Consider the following 15,125-nt stretch of genomic DNA (forward strand, 5'->3'; position numbering starts at 1 on the left):
ACCCGGATCAATACTGAACCCGTTACGGTAACCATCACAAGCCTTGCTATTTATACTATGATAGCGAAAATCCGCTCGGAACACCCGCCGAAGACGCCGGGGCGGTCAGCACCGACCCACGTCAACGGCCTTACCGGTTGCTCAGGAGGAGCGCTGATGCCGTTAAGCACCGACAACGTCGGCCAGCCCGTCACCCTCGATTACACCGGTGAAACCAGCCCCTATCCGTTCTACGAGTACATGCGACGCACCGAGCCGGTCTGGCACGGCGCCCTGGGCGACCACTCGCAGATGCCCGAGGAGCTGCGGCCGAACGACGAGTGGGTGTTGTTCGGCTATGACGGTGTGTTCCAAGCCTTCCGCGACGACCGGATCTTCACGTCGGCCGCTTATGAGAAGACCATCGGATTGGTCATGGGGCACACCATTCTGGCGATGGGCGGCAAAGAACATCACGACCACCGCAGCCTGGTGGCCAAGGCTTTTCGGGCCACCGCGCTGGAGCGGTGGGAGCCGTCGGTCATCGGGCCGGTGTGCGATCAGCTGATCGACGAAATCAAAAACGACTGTCATGCCGATCTGGTCAAGGCGCTGACGTTCGAGTTCCCGACCCGGATCATCTCGGTGTTGCTTGGGCTTCCCCCGGAGGATCTCGACATGTTCCGTCGGCTGTCGCTTGACCTCATTTCGATTCCGACCGACATCATGGCGGGGCTCAATGCCGCCAGCGAGCTGCACGGCTACTTCCTCGAGCAGGTCGAACAGCGGCGCCGCAAGCTCACCAACGACATCATCGGCGACTTGGTCGCCGCCGAGATCGACGGCGAGAAGCTCACCGACGACGCGATCATCGCGTTCTTGCGGTTACTGCTACCCGCCGGACTGGAGACGACCTACCGTTCGTCGGGCAACCTGCTGTACCTACTGCTGACCCACCCCGAACAACTGGAAATGGTCCGACAGGACCGGTCACTGATCCCCGCCGCCATCGAAGAAGGCCTGCGGTTCGAGACGCCGCTGACCATGGTCATGCGTACTACCACCGAAGAAGTCGAAATCGGCGGCAAGACAATCCCCGCCGACGCGCAGATCGACATGTGTATGGGCTCGGCCAACCGCGACGAAAGCCGTTGGCCCGAACCCAATCGCTTTGACATCAATCGGCCGCGCCAAGCCCACATCGCATTCGCCGGCGGCATCCACATGTGCCTTGGAATGCACTTGGCACGGCTGGAAACCAGGGTCATGCTGAACAGCCTGCTCGACCGCGTTTCGAACCTCGCCTTTGTTCCCGACGACGGCACCGGCGAGGAGTCCAAGATCATCGGCCTCACCTTCCGGTCGCCGAACAAGCTTCCCGTCACGTTCACGCCCGCCGCATGAAAAGCCGCGCGGCGATCCTGCACGACGTCGGCGGCCCCTGGTCTGTCGAGGATTTCGAACTGGATGCACCGCGGGCCGGCGAGGTGCTGGTCGAGATGGCCGCCGCGGGGATGTGCCACTCCGACGATCACATCCTCTCCGGTGACATGTCGGCACCCAACGAGATGCTGCGCTCGCTGGGATTGCCCACCATGTTCCCGATGATCGGAGGTCACGAGGGTTCGGGCGTGGTACGCGAAGTCGGCCCCGGCGTAACGGAATTTGTGCCCGGCGACCACGTGGTGATGTCGTTCGTCGCCGTGTGCGGACAGTGCCGCTGGTGCGCAAGCGGCATGGAGTACATCTGCGACATGGGCGCCGGCGTGCTGACCCCGGGCATGCCGACCGACGGCACCTACCGCCACCACACGGCCGACGGCAAGCCGCTTGGCCATCTGGCCAAGGTTGGCGCGTTCTCCAAACACACTGTGGTGTCGACGAATTCGCTGGTGAAAATCGAGCCGCACCTGCCACTGGTACCCAGCGCGCTGTTGTCCTGCGCGATACCGACCGGGTTCGGCTCGGTGGCCAATCGCTCCAATATGCGACCGGGTGACACCGTCGTCGTGATCGGCGTAGGGGGGATCGGCACGGGCGCGATTCAGGGCGCCCGGGTCGGTGGTGCCGCACACATCGTCGCGGTCGATCCGGTGGAGTTCAAACAGAAGTCTGCGTTGCAATTCGGCGCCACCCATACCGCCGCATCCGCAGTCGAGGCAATGGATCTGGTGCGCGAACTGAGCTACGGGGTCATGGCCGACGCTGTCGTGGTCTCGCCGTCGCTGATCACTCCCGACGACGTCCGCGACGCGGTGCGGCTCACCCGCAAGGGCGGGACCTGTGTGCTGACCGGTATGACCTCGCAGCTGACCAGTTCGGTCAAGATCGATCTGCAGGATTTCATCCTGTCCAACAAATCCCTCGCCGGCACCGTATTCGGTTCGTGCAATCCGAAAGCCGACGTCTTTCGGCTGGCCCGGCTCTACCAGACCGGCCGGCTGCTGCTCGACGAGATGATCACCCGGCGCTATCACCTCGATGACATCAACAACGCTTACGACGACCTGCGAAACGGCCGAATCGTGCGGGGCGTCATCGATTTCGAGATCGAATAGCTGCTATTTTCGACGGCCCGCCACTCGCCGCATCTGGCCGTAGGAGTCGATCGGGCTGTGCAAGGACAGGCCACCGTCGGCATGCACGACCTGGCCTGTGACCCAGGGTAATTCGAGCACACCGACGATGGCCTCCGCCACCTCGTCGGCCTGGCCCAGTCCGCCGAGCGCGGTGCGTTCGGTCAACCCCTCCACCCAGCCCGGCAGTGCTTCCGGGTTGGGCAGCATCGGCGTCCGGGTGACACCGGGCCCGACGGCGTTCACCCTGATGCCGTATGGCCCCCACTCCACGGCGGCGACCTTGACCAACATGTCCACGCCTGCCTTCGATACGCAATAGGCGCCCATGTCACGATCAGCGATAGAACCGCTGATGCTGGACACCGCGACAATCGAACCGCCCGCACCGGCGTCGATCATGGCTTGGGCCGCCGCGCGGATCGTCAACCAGGTGCCGGTGAGATTGACCCCGAGCACCCGTTGCCACTGCGCGGGCGACTGTTCGAGCAGAACTCCCGCCGCCCCGATCGCGGCACAGGTAACCACGCGGGTGGGCACACTGTGTTCCTGGACAGTTCGTTCCATCGCCGATGAGACCGCGTCGGGATCGCTTATGTCGCAATCGATGTCGCCGTCGGCCAGGTCCCACACCACGACATCGTGGCCCACGTCGCGCAGCTGCTTTGCGACTTCACGACCGATGCCGGACGCACCACCGGTCACCAGTGCGGTGCTCATTTCGCCCGCCCGATCAACTCGACAAGCACACCGTCGGGTGCGGTGATCACCGCCATCGCGACGGTCCTTCCGTCCGGGGCGACGACGTCGATGCGACGGACGCCGTCGGTGAAACCCAATGCCGCCAACGTCTCGAGCGTCTCGTCGACCTCGCGCTGCAACGAGAGCAACATGAAGCCGTGCCGCAGCGCAGTGGATTCCGGTGATGCCGTATCGGCGCCCGCCAATTCCACGAGCTCAACGCTCCCGCTGCCCGGTTTGTCCGGATCGCCCAGAAAGATCGACCGCAGCCGATCGGACGTGGCGCCGAACAGCGCTGGCCAATCGCCGGCGAACTCGTAGTCCATCAATTGGGTCAAGCCGAGGCCGTCGCGCCAGAACCGAAGCGAGCGTTCGACATCGGAGGTGCAGATCGCCGAATGGTGCACACCGAGCACGAGTTACCTCCCGCGTTTCAACCCAATGATGCTGGCCGAAGTCCACCCGTGAGTGTAGCGAGCGGGGGTTAAGCAAGTGCTCAGCGGCGCGAATTTGTTGTGCCGTTGCGGGGCCGCTCGTACCGCAATTGTTAACGGGCGAGTATGCAGTAATTTACCCATCGGTCAATATTGCACTAGCGGCCCGCTCGCGCCGATATCAACCGGGCTGAGGCGGTAGCCAAAATGATCTTGAAAATTGCTGTGGCGCTTCGCTTCTGAAGAATTGAAGTTCAGTGCGAGGTCATCAAGAGTTCAGCGCAATCGTGTTTAGATCAGGACGGCTTGTTTGTACTCTTGGCCAGGATTACCCGGTCGACTCGAAAAAGGGTTTACGACATGGACTTTGGGTTGCTACCGCCGGAGATCAACTCGGGGCTCATGTATGCCGGCCCGGGATCAGGGCCGATGCTCGCCGCTGCGGCGAGCTGGGACGCGGTGGCGGCCCAGCTGGAATCCGCCGCGGCCGGGTGCTCGTCGGAGATCTCCGGATTGACCGGCCATTGGTTAGGGCCGTCCGCGATGCGGATGGCGGCCGCGGGTACGCGCCAGGTGGTGTGGCTACAAGCCAGCGCCGCTCAGGCCGCACAGACCGCGGTGCAGGCCTACACCGCCGCGGCTGCCTACGAGGTTGCGTACGCGATGACGGTGCCGCCGCCGGTGATCGCCGCCAACCGGGCGCAACTGCTGGTATTGGTCGCCACCAACTTCTTCGGGCAGAACACCCCGGCGATCGCGGCCACCGAAGCCCAGTACATGCAGATGTGGATCCAAGACGCCACCGCCATGTATACCTACGCCGCCGACTCGGAAACCGCCAGCACGCTGGAATCCTTCAACGAGCCCCAGCAGACCACCAATGAGAACGGCCAGGCGGACCAGGCCAATGCGGTCGCTAGAACCGCTGCCCAAAACAACAGTGCGCGAACCCAATCCGTCATGCAACAGCTCAGCGCGCAAGCCGCCGCCAGCCAGACCCTCGCGCCGGGCGATTCAGTTACCGCGCCGGCAGGTAGCACCGTGACCCTGGATACCGGCGCCGTGATCTACTTCGATGGCAGCATTACCACCTCGACCCCCGACGCCACGATCGCCAGCTTGACGTCCGTCACCGTCAACACCGGCAGCGCCGTTGCCCTCACCAATTCAGCTGTTGACTCAAACGGCATCGCCTATGCAGCCGGCACTACCGTGAGCGCAACTACGGGCCCCATTACCCTCATGCCCTCCTCCGCCAGTGATGCCGTCGGGGCCTCGCTCGTCAGCGGCTCCGTCACCGTTACCGGCAACGGCACCGCGATCGGCGCAATTGGAAACGGCATGAGCAATACCATCACCGCCACCGTCGGCGCCGGCGGCGCCACCATTACCAACATGGGCAACATCCCGGTCGCCGTCACCATCAACACCGTCACTCCTATTGCTTCTAGTTCGGGCGCGGCGGCCGCAGCACCACTGGCTGCCTCGCCAGGCCTGGCGGGGACGGCGGGAATTCAACCGCAGCTCGACGCGCAAGCTCTGGCGCAGTTCGTGCAAGGCCTCTCGGGTGTGGACGTCGCGGCGGCCGACCTGGCCGGCGTGGCGGGCTAGAATTCACCTGGCATACAGCGTCATTGCTGCGCGGACGGGCTGCCGAGCCGCTACATCTTGATCGCGGGGATCAGCCTGCTGAGATTCCAGACGCGGTCTCGCCGCGCGGACAGCGACGAGATCGCCAGCGCCACAGCAGTTATCGCGACAAGCACGGTGACCGCCTGCCAGAGCCGCGCGTCGATCCCGCCGAGGATGAGCTGGCGTAATCCGTTGACGCCGTATGTCATCGGGTCGAAGCGATGCAGTATCTGGAACGGTTGTGACGTGGTTTCCACCGGGTACAGGCCGCCGGCACTGACCAGTTGCAGCATCAGCAGGGCCATGATCAGCACGCGCCCGACCGCCGGGCCCACGAGCGCGTTGATCGCCTGAGTTGCAGCCACGAATGTGGCGGAAATGAGAATCATGAATCCCAGCATCGCTACCGGGTGCACCGCGTGCACGCCGAGGGCAAACCTGACCACGCAGTAGAGAATGATCGCCTGGAACAACGCGATCGCGGCCGCCGGCAGGTAGCTGGCGAGCACCACGCGGATTTCGAGCACCTCCGCGGCAATCGCGCGACTCTGCAAGGGCCGCAATACCATCCACAGTACTAACGCGCCAAAGAACAGGGCCAACGTCAGGAAGAACGGGGCCATGCCGGTACCGAAGTTGGGCGCGGCATTCTCATGCGAGGCTGCGAGCTGCACCGGGCCGCCGATGGTGTCGGCGACCGCATCCTTTTGCTGGGTCGTCCAGTTCGGCAACTGCTTGGCCCCGTCGGCGAGTTTGGTCGACAGCTCGGCCGATCCTGCCTTGAGCTGATGTGCACCGTCATCGAGTTTGGCTATTCCGCTTGCCAATTCAGCGTTGCCCGACGCGAGCTGCTGGGCTCCGTCGCGCAGCTGGGTGAGCTTGTTCGTCAGCTCTTGGCCCTTGTCGCCGACCTGGTCGAGGGCCGATCCCAGCGGGCTGCCGGGTGTGCGCAGCGCCGACGTCATCGCGATCGCCGCGTTCTGCGCGTCGGTGAGGTGCTGGCGGATCTGCGGTGTGAACTGATGGCCCCGCAGCTGGTCCTGGATGCCGCGCAGGTTGTTGGCCAACGGGTCCCCTCGTGCGGCGAGCTGATCGATCACCGGTGACAGCGAGTCCGCGGCGCCGTCCTGTGCCGTGGCGATGGCGCCGATCTGGTCGTTGGCCTGCTGCAGCGCGGCCGCGCCCTGCTGCAGCTGCTGCGTGTTGCCGCCGATCTGCGACAGCGCCCTGGTGACCGTGAGCAACGGGTCGGTGGCCTGGTTGATCCCGTCGGAGAGTTGCTGGGCGCCGGTGGCAAGCCGCGCGGACCCGGAGCGCGCGGTGTCGAGGCCGTTGACCAGCTGGCCGGCGCCGTCATCGAGTCGGGCGGCGCCGTCGGCTGCCTGCTTGATACCCGCACCGGACGAAATCACCACCGACAGCATGTGATTGACAGCCTGTCCGGAGATCCGGCTGGACACGGCGTTGAGCACCTGGTTGATGGCGGTGCGACCGATGCTCGTGGAGATGTAGTTGTTGGCGTCGTTGTAGAAGGCAATCAGGTTGGCCTTCTTCGGCTGCCCGGTCACCGGCGACGCGATCGCCGCGCTGAAGTCCGGCGGCAACTCGACCATGAAGTAGTACTTGCCGTGGTCGACCCCGTCGCGCGCTTCCGCCAAGTTCACCACGTGCCAGTCCAGACTGCCGTCGGCCGTCAGGCTCTTGGCGATCTCGTCGCCGGCGTTGAACTGCTCCCCGGAAACGACGGCGCCGCGGTCGGAATTGACCAAGGCCACCGGCATTTTGTTGGTGTGGCCGAAGGGATCCCAAAACGCCCACAAATACAGCGCCCCGTACACCAGCGGCAGCAGCATCAGCACGACGATCGCCACGCGTGTCAAACGGCTGCGACCGAACCGTTTGATCTCCGAGCCGAATGCGAGTCCAGCCAACATCTTCAATCCCCTCCGGTCAGGACGCGTTGATCGTGAAGTTCGTGCTCGGGCGCGTCGGTGCCCAACGGGTTGGTGACGCCGACCACGACGGTGCGCTGCTGTGCGATCACGCCGAGCCGGTCCACCGCGATCGCTCGCCGGGCGTTGTCGCGCACTTGCTCGAGGTCACCGACCACCAGGATCGGGCGATTCGACAGCAGCGCCAGCGTGATGCGCAGCAAAAACAGCTCTAAATCCGACAATTCGACGATGTAAGTGTCCGGGGACGGCGGGGGTATGTCGCCGAAAACCTCCGTCAGCTCGGCCTGACCGGCTTGCAGCGGCACCAGCGAATACCACGGCGCCAGCCACCGGCGCTGCTCGGCGAGCACCGTCGCCACGGTCACCGACTCCTCCAGCTCATCGATGTCGTCGAAAGCGGCGATCGCGCAGTGCCGTCGGATCGCGCGCGGCGTCGATTCGCCGAGCACGCTCAGCGAGCCGTGCGTGGCCTTGAAGCGGCCCGCGAGCGTCAACAGCAGCGTGGTCTGCCCAGGGCCCCCGGGCATCTGGATCGCCTGGAAACCCGGCGCCAGGGCGAGGTCGACGCCCGAGAAGATAGGCCCGTGCTCGCCGTCGACGCCTAATCCGGTGGCGGTGATCACCGGCGCGCTGGTGTCCGGCTCGTCTTTGGTGTCCATGCGTGGCTCTTCCTACGTGCTCGAGGGCGGGATCGATTCCAGCAGTGCGGTGATCAGTTGCGCGAGCAGGTCTGGGTTGATGCTTCCGGGCCGCAGGACCTCCTCCATCGCAACGCCCAGATTGAGCGTGACGACGAGCTGGGCGACGTCGGCCAGCCGCCGGTCCGACGGCACGGTGTCGGTCGATTCGACGATGCGCAGGGCTTCGTCGGCCGCGGCGCGACGACGCCCGATCAGCCGCTCGCGAAGCAGCGGATCACGCTGGGCACGCAGCCAGTACTCCACGAGCAGCACGTAGTAGTCCGAACGTCCGCGAACCGAGTCGAGCACCGACCGGCTCACTTCCCGGGCGGCGGCGGCGGTGTCGCCGCCGCTGCTGTCCAGCGCTATCGCGATCTGTTCGCCGCGCAGCTCGAACTCGCGGTCGACCAGCGCCAGGAACAGTTCGTCCTTGGACTCGAAGTTCGAATAGACCGCACCCTTGGTGAAGCCCGCGGCCTGGCCGATCGCGTCGATGGTGGCACCGGCAAACCCCTCGGCCGCGAACACTTTCGACGCCGCATCCAGGATCCGGTCGCGCACCTCGCCCCGGGTCGGGCGGGTGCGAAGGGGCTTCACGGGTGACATGCCCAGCAGCATACCCTCCGGTATCGGTTAGATACTAACTAGTATCGAAGGTCACTGCGGTCGAGGCCATCAGCGCAGTCGGTGCTGACTCCCTGACCCCGGCTCAGACCAGCGAGTAGCGCACCGGCAGGTGCTTGAGGCCGCCGACGAACGTGGTGGCGACCAGCTCCGGATCACCGGTCAGCTCAATCGATTTCAGCCTGGGCAGTAGCTCGGAAAAGAAGCTGTTGACTTCCATCCGGGCCAGCGCGGCACCCATGCAGAAGTGCACGCCGTAGCCGAAGGCGAGGTGCTTATTGGGGTCACGCCCGACGTCGAAGCGGAACGGGTCGTCGAAGACATCCTCGTCGCGATTGCCCGACACGTAGGACAGCAGCACCGAATCCCCTGCCGCAATCGGCACACCGCGCACGGTGGTGTCCTGGTTGGCGGTCCGCATGAACTCCTTGACCGGGGTGACCCAACGGATCATCTCCTCGGTGGCCAACGACATCAGGTCGAGATCACCGCGCAGCCGCTCCAGCTGGTCCGGGTTTTCGATAAGTGCCTGCATACCACCGGATATGGTCGCGCTGGTAGTGTCGTGACCCGCGGTGGCCACAATCAGGTAGTAGGACACGGTGTCGATGTCGGAGAGCGGCTCGCCGTCGACACGGGCATTGGCGATCGCCGAGGCAAGGTCCTCGGTGGGGTGCTCGCGGCGCGAGGCGGTCACGTCGTTGAAGTAACCGAACATGTCGAGCAGTGCCGGGATTTGGTCCTCATTCGACGTGCCGCGCTTGAATTCGCTGTCTTCACTTCCGAACAGCTCCTGGGTGAGCTTGAGCATGCGCGCGAAGTCGGCCTCCGGAATGCCGAGTAAGGACATGATCACGAACAGCGGGTAGTTCACCGCGACCTGCTGGACGAAATCGCATTCCGGCCCGACGGCCAGCATCTTGTCCACGTAGATTTTGGCGAGCTCGTCGACGCGAAGCTTCATCGCGCGCATGGCCTTTGGCCGAAACCAGTCCGAGCCGATCGCGCGTACCACCCGGTGCTGCGGGTCGTCCATGTGAATCAGCGTGCGCACCCCGGCGTTGGCTTGCAGCTCGTCGCCTACGGTGGTGGTCAGCACCGGGCGCGGCCAGTTGGTGAACGTCATGTTCTCGCGCTCGATGTCCATGATGTCGGCGTGTTTGGTGATCGCCCAGAACGGCTTGTAGTCCGGCACCTCAACCCACGACACCGGCGCGGCGGCACGCAGGTGAGCCAGCGCCGCGTGTAGCCGCGTCTCGTCGGTGTACGCCAACGGATCTGCCAAACACTTTCCGGCGTCGTCCATCGTCGTTGTGCTCACTGGCGAAACTCCTTCATTGCGGCGGTAATACAGGACTGCGAAGCGTTGTAGAAGATCGGCAGTACGCGATCGACGCCGGCACACCGGCTATGCAGCGCGGCCCCGACCGTGTCGACGGGACCGACGACCGCGAAAGCACCCAGCATGTCGTCGTCGATCAGCGATCCCATCGCGTCCCACTCGCCTTGCTTGGACCGACGATTCAGCTCGGTGTGCAGATCGCCCCAGCCGTGCAGCTCGAGCACCCTGCGATAGGCCGGCGTGGAGCCGTAGAAGGCGATCTGTTTGCGGGCGGCCGTCATGGCGGCTTCCAGTTCGGCGTCGTTCTCGCCGGTCGCGACGATGACCTCGGCCGAGATCTCGAAATCCGAACGACCACGCCCAGCGCGCTGGGCCCCGCGCATCAGTGCCGGCACCGTCACCTCGTTGAGGTAGCGCTGGGAAACCATCGGGTGACCGAGGTGGCCGTCGCCGACCTCGCCACACATCTCGGTCATCACTTCACCGACGGCCGCAATGAACACCTTCGGCACCGGGTACGGGTGCTGCTCCGGGGTGAACATCGGCGTCATGATCTTGTGGGTATAGAAGTCGCCCTCGAAACTCAGTTTCGCTTCGCCGTTCCATGCCGACCAGATGGCGTGCAGCGCGGAGACGAATTCGCGCATCCGGCGGGCCGGATGACTCCACGGCATGCTGAATCGCTTCTCGATGTGCGGCTGGATCTGGGTGCCCAAACCGAGAATGAAGCGGCCGTGAGAGTACGCCTGCAAATCCCACGCGACGTTGGCGACGGTCATCGGATTACGCGCGAACGCCACCGCGATGTTGGTGCCCAGATCGAGCCGAGACGTGTGTTCGGCCGCCAGCAGCAGCGGCAGAAACGGGTCGTGACTGGTTTCGGCCGTCCAGCCCCCGTCGTAACCGTGTTGTTCCAGGTGGCCGACTGCTTCCACCACGCTGTCGAGGCGATTGGGGATGCCACCGTCGATCTTGAGCCGGGGGCCGTCAGGCATGCGGGTAACTTTACAGTAAGCAATCCAGTATGTGACCCTGCAGGACCAGGCGCGCGCGATCGCATCCGCGAGAGGTAGGACTGACGCATGACAAAACCCCCGGATTGGGAGGAAACGCTCGAAGACCTCGCCCGCCGGCGTCAGCACGCGCGGGGCATGGGCGGCCCGGAGCGGCTCGACAAGCACCACGCCAAGGGCAAGCTCGACGCCCGCGCGCGCATCGAGCGGCTCCTCGACCCGGGCACCTTCCGCGAAATCGGCACGCTCGTCGGCGGCGAGGTGGCGGCCGACGCACTGGTCGTGGGATCGGGTGAGATCAACGGCTCACCGGTGATGCTGGGCGCCGAGGACTTCACCACGATGGCCGGCAGCATCGGGCCCGGCGGCAACTCGAAGCGCTATCGCATCGCCGAATTGGCACTGCGCGACAAGACTCCGCTGGTGATGCTGCTCGAAGGCGCCGGCTTCCGCCCCGGCGGGGGGCACTACGGCCGCGCCCCCACCGACCTGCTCGCTCAGGCGCAGTGCTCGGGCAAGGTGCCGACGGTCGCCGCTGTGTTGGGCCCCTCGGCCGGACACGGCGCGCTGGTGGCACCGGTATGCGACTTCCGGATCATGAGCGCCCAGGGCGCGATCTTCACCGCCGGGCCCCCAGTCGTGAAAGAGTCGACGGGAGAAGACATTTCGAAGGAGGACCTCGGCGGCCCAGTCACCGCCTTGCCCAGCGGAGTGATCCACAATGTGGCCGATGACGACGAGACCGTCATTGCCGACATCCGGCGTTACCTGTCGTACTTCCCGCCCAGCGCCTGGTCCTACCCCACCCCGCGGCCCCGCGACGCAGACAGCGAGCCGCGGCCGACGCCGGAACTACTCGACATCGTTTCGCGCGACAACCGCCGCGTCTATGACATGCGCGCCGTGCTCGACGTGGTCTTCGACCGGCCGGACTGGTTCGAGGTCCAGCCGCAGTACGGCAAGGCGATCATCTGCGCGCTGGCCCATCTCGGTAGTCATCCGGTCGCGGTCGTTGCGAACCAGCCCAACGTGCTCGCCGGTTCGATTGACGCCGACGCCGCGGACAAGGCGGCGCATTTCATCATGGTGGCCGATTCATTCCATCTGCCGCTGGTTTTCTTCGCCGACAATCCTGGCATGCTGCCCGGTAGCCGGTCGGAGCGCAGCGGTGTGCTGCGCGCCGGCGCCCGGATGTTCGCCGCCCAGACGGCGGCCACCACCGTCAAGCTGCATGTGACGCTGCGCAAGGCATACGGGTTCGGCTCGATGGTCATGTCGCTGTTGGGTTTCGACAGCCAGTCCGCGACCTTCGCCTACCCCGGCGCGACGATGGGTGCGATGAGCGCGGCCGCGCTGGGCCGGGCGACGCACGCCGGCGAAGACGTCACCGCGAAGTTGCGTGACGCCGAGTTGCAGGCGTCCTTCCGCTCGGCCGAAAGCATGGGATTCGACGAACTCATCGATCCCCGCGAGACCCGTGACGCGTTGCTGGCCTCCCTGCTACGAGGTTTGTCGGCTCGTCAGGCCGCCGCGCAGCCGGTGAGCCGGACCGTGATCATGCCCTGAGATCGCCGCGGTAGGCCGTGACGACCGGCTCGAGCTCGTCGGGTGTCGCGCCGTGCATGATCAGCGCGTCCGCCCCGTATTCGAACTCCTTGCGAATGCGATCGGCACACTGACTCGCCGAACCGGTGGCAGAGGGCTCCAGCCACTCGTCGGGAATCAGCGTCGCGATGTGCTCGATCTGCTCGGCCGTGGCCTTGTGGTCGATCCCCCCTGCGATCGACGTGACAACGGAATCTGCCCGGAAGCGTTCCAGTACAGCGGGATCCCAGTCGTTGGTCTGCACCATCAAGTCGCCGTAGCCCTGCAGGTAGGTGGCCAGCCGGGCGACGGTCTTCTTCAGCCGCAGCGCTTCGGGAAGATGATCGCCGACCGTCGCGAAACAGGACCACACCCGCACGCTGTCGGGGTCGCGGCCCGCCTTTTCCGCCGCGGTCTTGACGGTTTTGACGCAGCGCTGCAACGTCGCCGGTGTGAAATAGGTGTGCAGGATGACGTCGTCGAATGCTCGGCCGCCCAGCGCGAGGGTGTTGGGCCCGAACGCCACCAGCGCGAGTCGGATGTCCTCGTTGAAGTCCGGGTCGAGGAACAGGATCGGGTATTTGCCCATCGGGCCTTCGTGGTTGAAGATCAGCTCGCCGTGGAATAGCCGGCGCATCACCTGAGCCCAGTCCTCCATCTGTGCGGTCGTCACCGCCGGGATGCCGAACGCGCCGTAGATCGCGGCGATGCCACGGCCGATGCCCAGCGTGAACCGTCCGCGGGACAGCCGGTGCATCGTTGTCGCCCACGATCCGGTAATCAGCGGATGCCGGGTGTTGTGATTGGTTGCGGCAGTGGCGATCTGCATTCGGTTGGTCACCGCGCACGCCGCCCCGACCAATGACGACGCTTCCTTGACGTTCCAGCGCTCGGAGATGAACGCGGTGCCGAAGCCCAGCTCCTCGCCGCGGCGAGCTTCGTCCATCAAAGACGCCGGGCCTTCACCTCCGGCCCCGGCCAGCAGGTAGTAGCCCAATTCGTCGAGCACCCGATCAGTCAATTCCAAACTCCTTGGTGGTAGCCGCAATTCCAGACTTCGGTGATCCGGCCGGCAACGACGCGGAACACCTCGATGCTGGCGATGTGGGTTTGGTCGCCGTCGACGGTGGAGATGGTCGAGTCGTAGACGATCGCGACGTGTTCGCCATCCTCATTCGCGATCACGACGTTGAGGTCGAAGTGCAACGACTCGACTTGCGCCCACATGTCCGCGACCCGGGCAACGGCCTCAGCATGAGTGAGTGTCCGCGCCGTACCGACCTCGTGACGGATCACCGTGTCCCCCAACAGCTCTTCGGCCAGTTCGATGTCGCGTTCGTTCCACACCACCAGGTTGTAGAGTTCGACGACTTCGCGCGCCGTCCGAACCGCCGTCATCGCTGGGACACCGGTTCTGGCCCGTTCTGCGAGACCACCTCGCGCAGGAATCGCTCGGAAACCTTTTGCACGCGCCGGGAGAAGATGTGACCCACGTGGCTGCCGTCGTACCAGTACAGCTGACCGCCCCAGCGTTGCTGCAACGCGTCGGTGGGTTCACGCATCGCCATGCGATCGTGCCAGGCCCCGACGATCAGCCGGCGCTGCGGCGGCGGGGCCGGATCGACCGCCAGCGGATCGATCACCGATGTCAGCTGCGCGACCACCGGGGATCCCAACAGGTCCCGGAATCCGTCGCGCGCCGATCCCCAGCGGGAGAGGTGCCGGGCGATCATCGCGTTGAGGCCCAGAATCGGGGTGTACAGCGCCACCGCGTCGATGTGGCGCTCCAGGTGCGAAACCAGCGCGGCGACCGGGGTGCCCATCGAAATACCGGACACCACAACGGTACTGGCCTGTGGTTGTACCCAGCGCACCACGGCGCGTACCTCCGACACCGAGCGCATCATGCCCGCGACGTTGCCGAGTGGATCCATGTCCGGGTAGGCCGGCCATTCGCGGCGCCGGCACCCGTGGCCGGGCTGCACTGGCATCGCGACGTTGAACCCCAACGTGTGGTGGATGTGGCCGACGCGAGACAGCAACAAATCCTCGGTGCCGCCCTGGCCGGCTCCGTGCACCCAGATCAGCCACGGCCGCGGCCGGTCACGGTGGCGGCACAGGTGCACCACCGCGCGCGCCGGACCGCTCAGGCCGTGGGCCGCGAGCGTTTCCGGGAGCTGCGGGTCATGTTCGAAAGTCATCCTTTCGAACGCCAGTCCGCCGATGCGGTGACGCCGTATCGACTTGACCTGCAGCGGTTTTGGCGCGGCATGCGCACCGTCGATGCCCAGTGTCGACAACTCCTCGGCCGCCGGCTGGCATGCGCTCAGCGGCCGGATGTCCGTTGTCACGTTTGCGCCCAACAGCGAAAAGCCACTCAGGACAAGTTCGTCCAGCATGACCTCACCGAACTGGCGCGCTCCCCGCGGCGAGAAGGGTGCCCAACCCGTTGATTCGTTGAGTCCGGCCACGGTGCGCGGCAGCACCATGCCCAGTTCGCGGCCGAAGTCGAAGGAACGTCTCGCCAGCGAAAATCCAGCCATGCCGCTCACCTTAAACCAGCGC

General features: G+C 65.2%; 14 protein-coding genes. 4 read left to right on the top strand and 10 right to left on the bottom strand.

Annotated elements, in window-relative coordinates:
- The first annotated feature begins 156 nt into the window (after window positions 1–156).
- Both ACAG21_RS19415 and ACAG21_RS19420 read left to right on the top strand, forming a co-directional pair.
- Window positions 157–1,383, top strand: a complete 1,227-nt coding sequence (locus ACAG21_RS19415) for a cytochrome P450 (RefSeq protein ID WP_370497888.1) — start codon at window positions 157–159, stop codon at window positions 1,381–1,383.
- Window positions 1,380–2,537: a Zn-dependent alcohol dehydrogenase gene (locus ACAG21_RS19420; protein ID WP_370497889.1), complete on the top strand. Its 1,158-nt coding sequence runs from the start codon at window positions 1,380–1,382 to the stop codon at window positions 2,535–2,537. The genes ACAG21_RS19415 and ACAG21_RS19420 overlap by 4 nt, the downstream gene beginning before the upstream one ends.
- Window positions 2,538–2,540: 3 nt before the next feature.
- Here the strand turns inward: ACAG21_RS19420 and ACAG21_RS19425 are convergent, their stop codons facing one another.
- Complete coding sequence (locus tag ACAG21_RS19425) at window positions 2,541–3,275, bottom strand: SDR family NAD(P)-dependent oxidoreductase (protein ID WP_370497890.1); 735 nt, start codon at window positions 3,273–3,275, stop codon at window positions 2,541–2,543.
- Window positions 3,272–3,712, bottom strand: coding sequence for a VOC family protein (locus ACAG21_RS19430; protein WP_370497891.1), 441 nt, complete (start codon window positions 3,710–3,712; stop codon window positions 3,272–3,274). The genes ACAG21_RS19425 and ACAG21_RS19430 overlap by 4 nt, the downstream gene beginning before the upstream one ends.
- A gap of 378 nt (window positions 3,713–4,090) precedes the next feature.
- On the opposite strand from ACAG21_RS19430, the gene ACAG21_RS19435 reads away from it, so the two are divergent.
- A complete protein-coding gene (locus ACAG21_RS19435; RefSeq protein WP_370497892.1) occupies window positions 4,091–5,341 on the top strand; it encodes a PPE family protein in 1,251 nt (416 codons plus the stop codon).
- 50 nt (window positions 5,342–5,391) lie between these two features.
- Here ACAG21_RS19435 and ACAG21_RS19440 read toward each other — a convergent pair whose 3' ends face one another.
- The 5 genes from ACAG21_RS19440 to ACAG21_RS19460 form a co-directional block, all read right to left on the bottom strand.
- Window positions 5,392–7,296: a YhgE/Pip family protein gene (locus ACAG21_RS19440; protein WP_370497893.1), complete on the bottom strand. Its 1,905-nt coding sequence runs from the start codon at window positions 7,294–7,296 to the stop codon at window positions 5,392–5,394.
- 2 nt (window positions 7,297–7,298) lie between these two features.
- Window positions 7,299–7,976, bottom strand: a complete 678-nt coding sequence (locus ACAG21_RS19445) for a hypothetical protein (protein ID WP_370497894.1) — start codon at window positions 7,974–7,976, stop codon at window positions 7,299–7,301.
- Between the two features lie 12 nt (window positions 7,977–7,988).
- Entirely contained in the window at window positions 7,989–8,615 is a 627-nt protein-coding gene (locus ACAG21_RS19450) for a TetR/AcrR family transcriptional regulator (RefSeq protein ID WP_370497895.1), read from the bottom strand.
- Window positions 8,616–8,706: 91 nt separating this feature from the next.
- Window positions 8,707–9,927 (bottom strand): cytochrome P450, encoded by a 1,221-nt coding sequence (locus ACAG21_RS19455; protein ID WP_370498026.1) that lies wholly within the window; start codon window positions 9,925–9,927, stop codon window positions 8,707–8,709.
- Between the two features lie 11 nt (window positions 9,928–9,938).
- Window positions 9,939–10,958 (bottom strand): LLM class F420-dependent oxidoreductase, encoded by a 1,020-nt coding sequence (locus ACAG21_RS19460; protein WP_370497896.1) that lies wholly within the window; start codon window positions 10,956–10,958, stop codon window positions 9,939–9,941.
- Between the two features lie 87 nt (window positions 10,959–11,045).
- Here ACAG21_RS19460 and ACAG21_RS19465 point away from each other — a divergent pair, with 87 nt between their 5' ends.
- Window positions 11,046–12,542, top strand: a complete 1,497-nt coding sequence (locus tag ACAG21_RS19465; RefSeq protein ID WP_370497897.1) for an acyl-CoA carboxylase subunit beta — start codon at window positions 11,046–11,048, stop codon at window positions 12,540–12,542.
- On the opposite strand, the gene ACAG21_RS19470 is transcribed toward ACAG21_RS19465, so the two are convergent.
- The 3 genes from ACAG21_RS19470 to ACAG21_RS19480 are packed head-to-tail and all read right to left on the bottom strand — an operon-like array spanning window position 12,532 to window position 15,103.
- Window positions 12,532–13,581: a TIGR03857 family LLM class F420-dependent oxidoreductase gene (locus ACAG21_RS19470; RefSeq protein ID WP_370497898.1), complete on the bottom strand. Its 1,050-nt coding sequence runs from the start codon at window positions 13,579–13,581 to the stop codon at window positions 12,532–12,534. The two genes, ACAG21_RS19465 and ACAG21_RS19470, sit on opposite strands and share 11 nt — an antisense overlap.
- Window positions 13,578–13,958, bottom strand: coding sequence for a nuclear transport factor 2 family protein (locus ACAG21_RS19475; RefSeq protein WP_370497899.1), 381 nt, complete (start codon window positions 13,956–13,958; stop codon window positions 13,578–13,580). Before ACAG21_RS19475 ends, ACAG21_RS19470 begins: the two co-directional genes overlap by 4 nt.
- Window positions 13,955–15,103, bottom strand: a complete 1,149-nt coding sequence (locus tag ACAG21_RS19480) for an alpha/beta hydrolase (protein WP_370497900.1) — start codon at window positions 15,101–15,103, stop codon at window positions 13,955–13,957. Before ACAG21_RS19480 ends, ACAG21_RS19475 begins: the two co-directional genes overlap by 4 nt.
- Window positions 15,104–15,125 lie beyond the last annotated feature (22 nt).

The organism is Mycobacterium sp. pR1184 (assembly GCF_041287235.1).
Lineage (GTDB): Bacteria > Actinomycetota > Actinomycetes > Mycobacteriales > Mycobacteriaceae > Mycobacterium.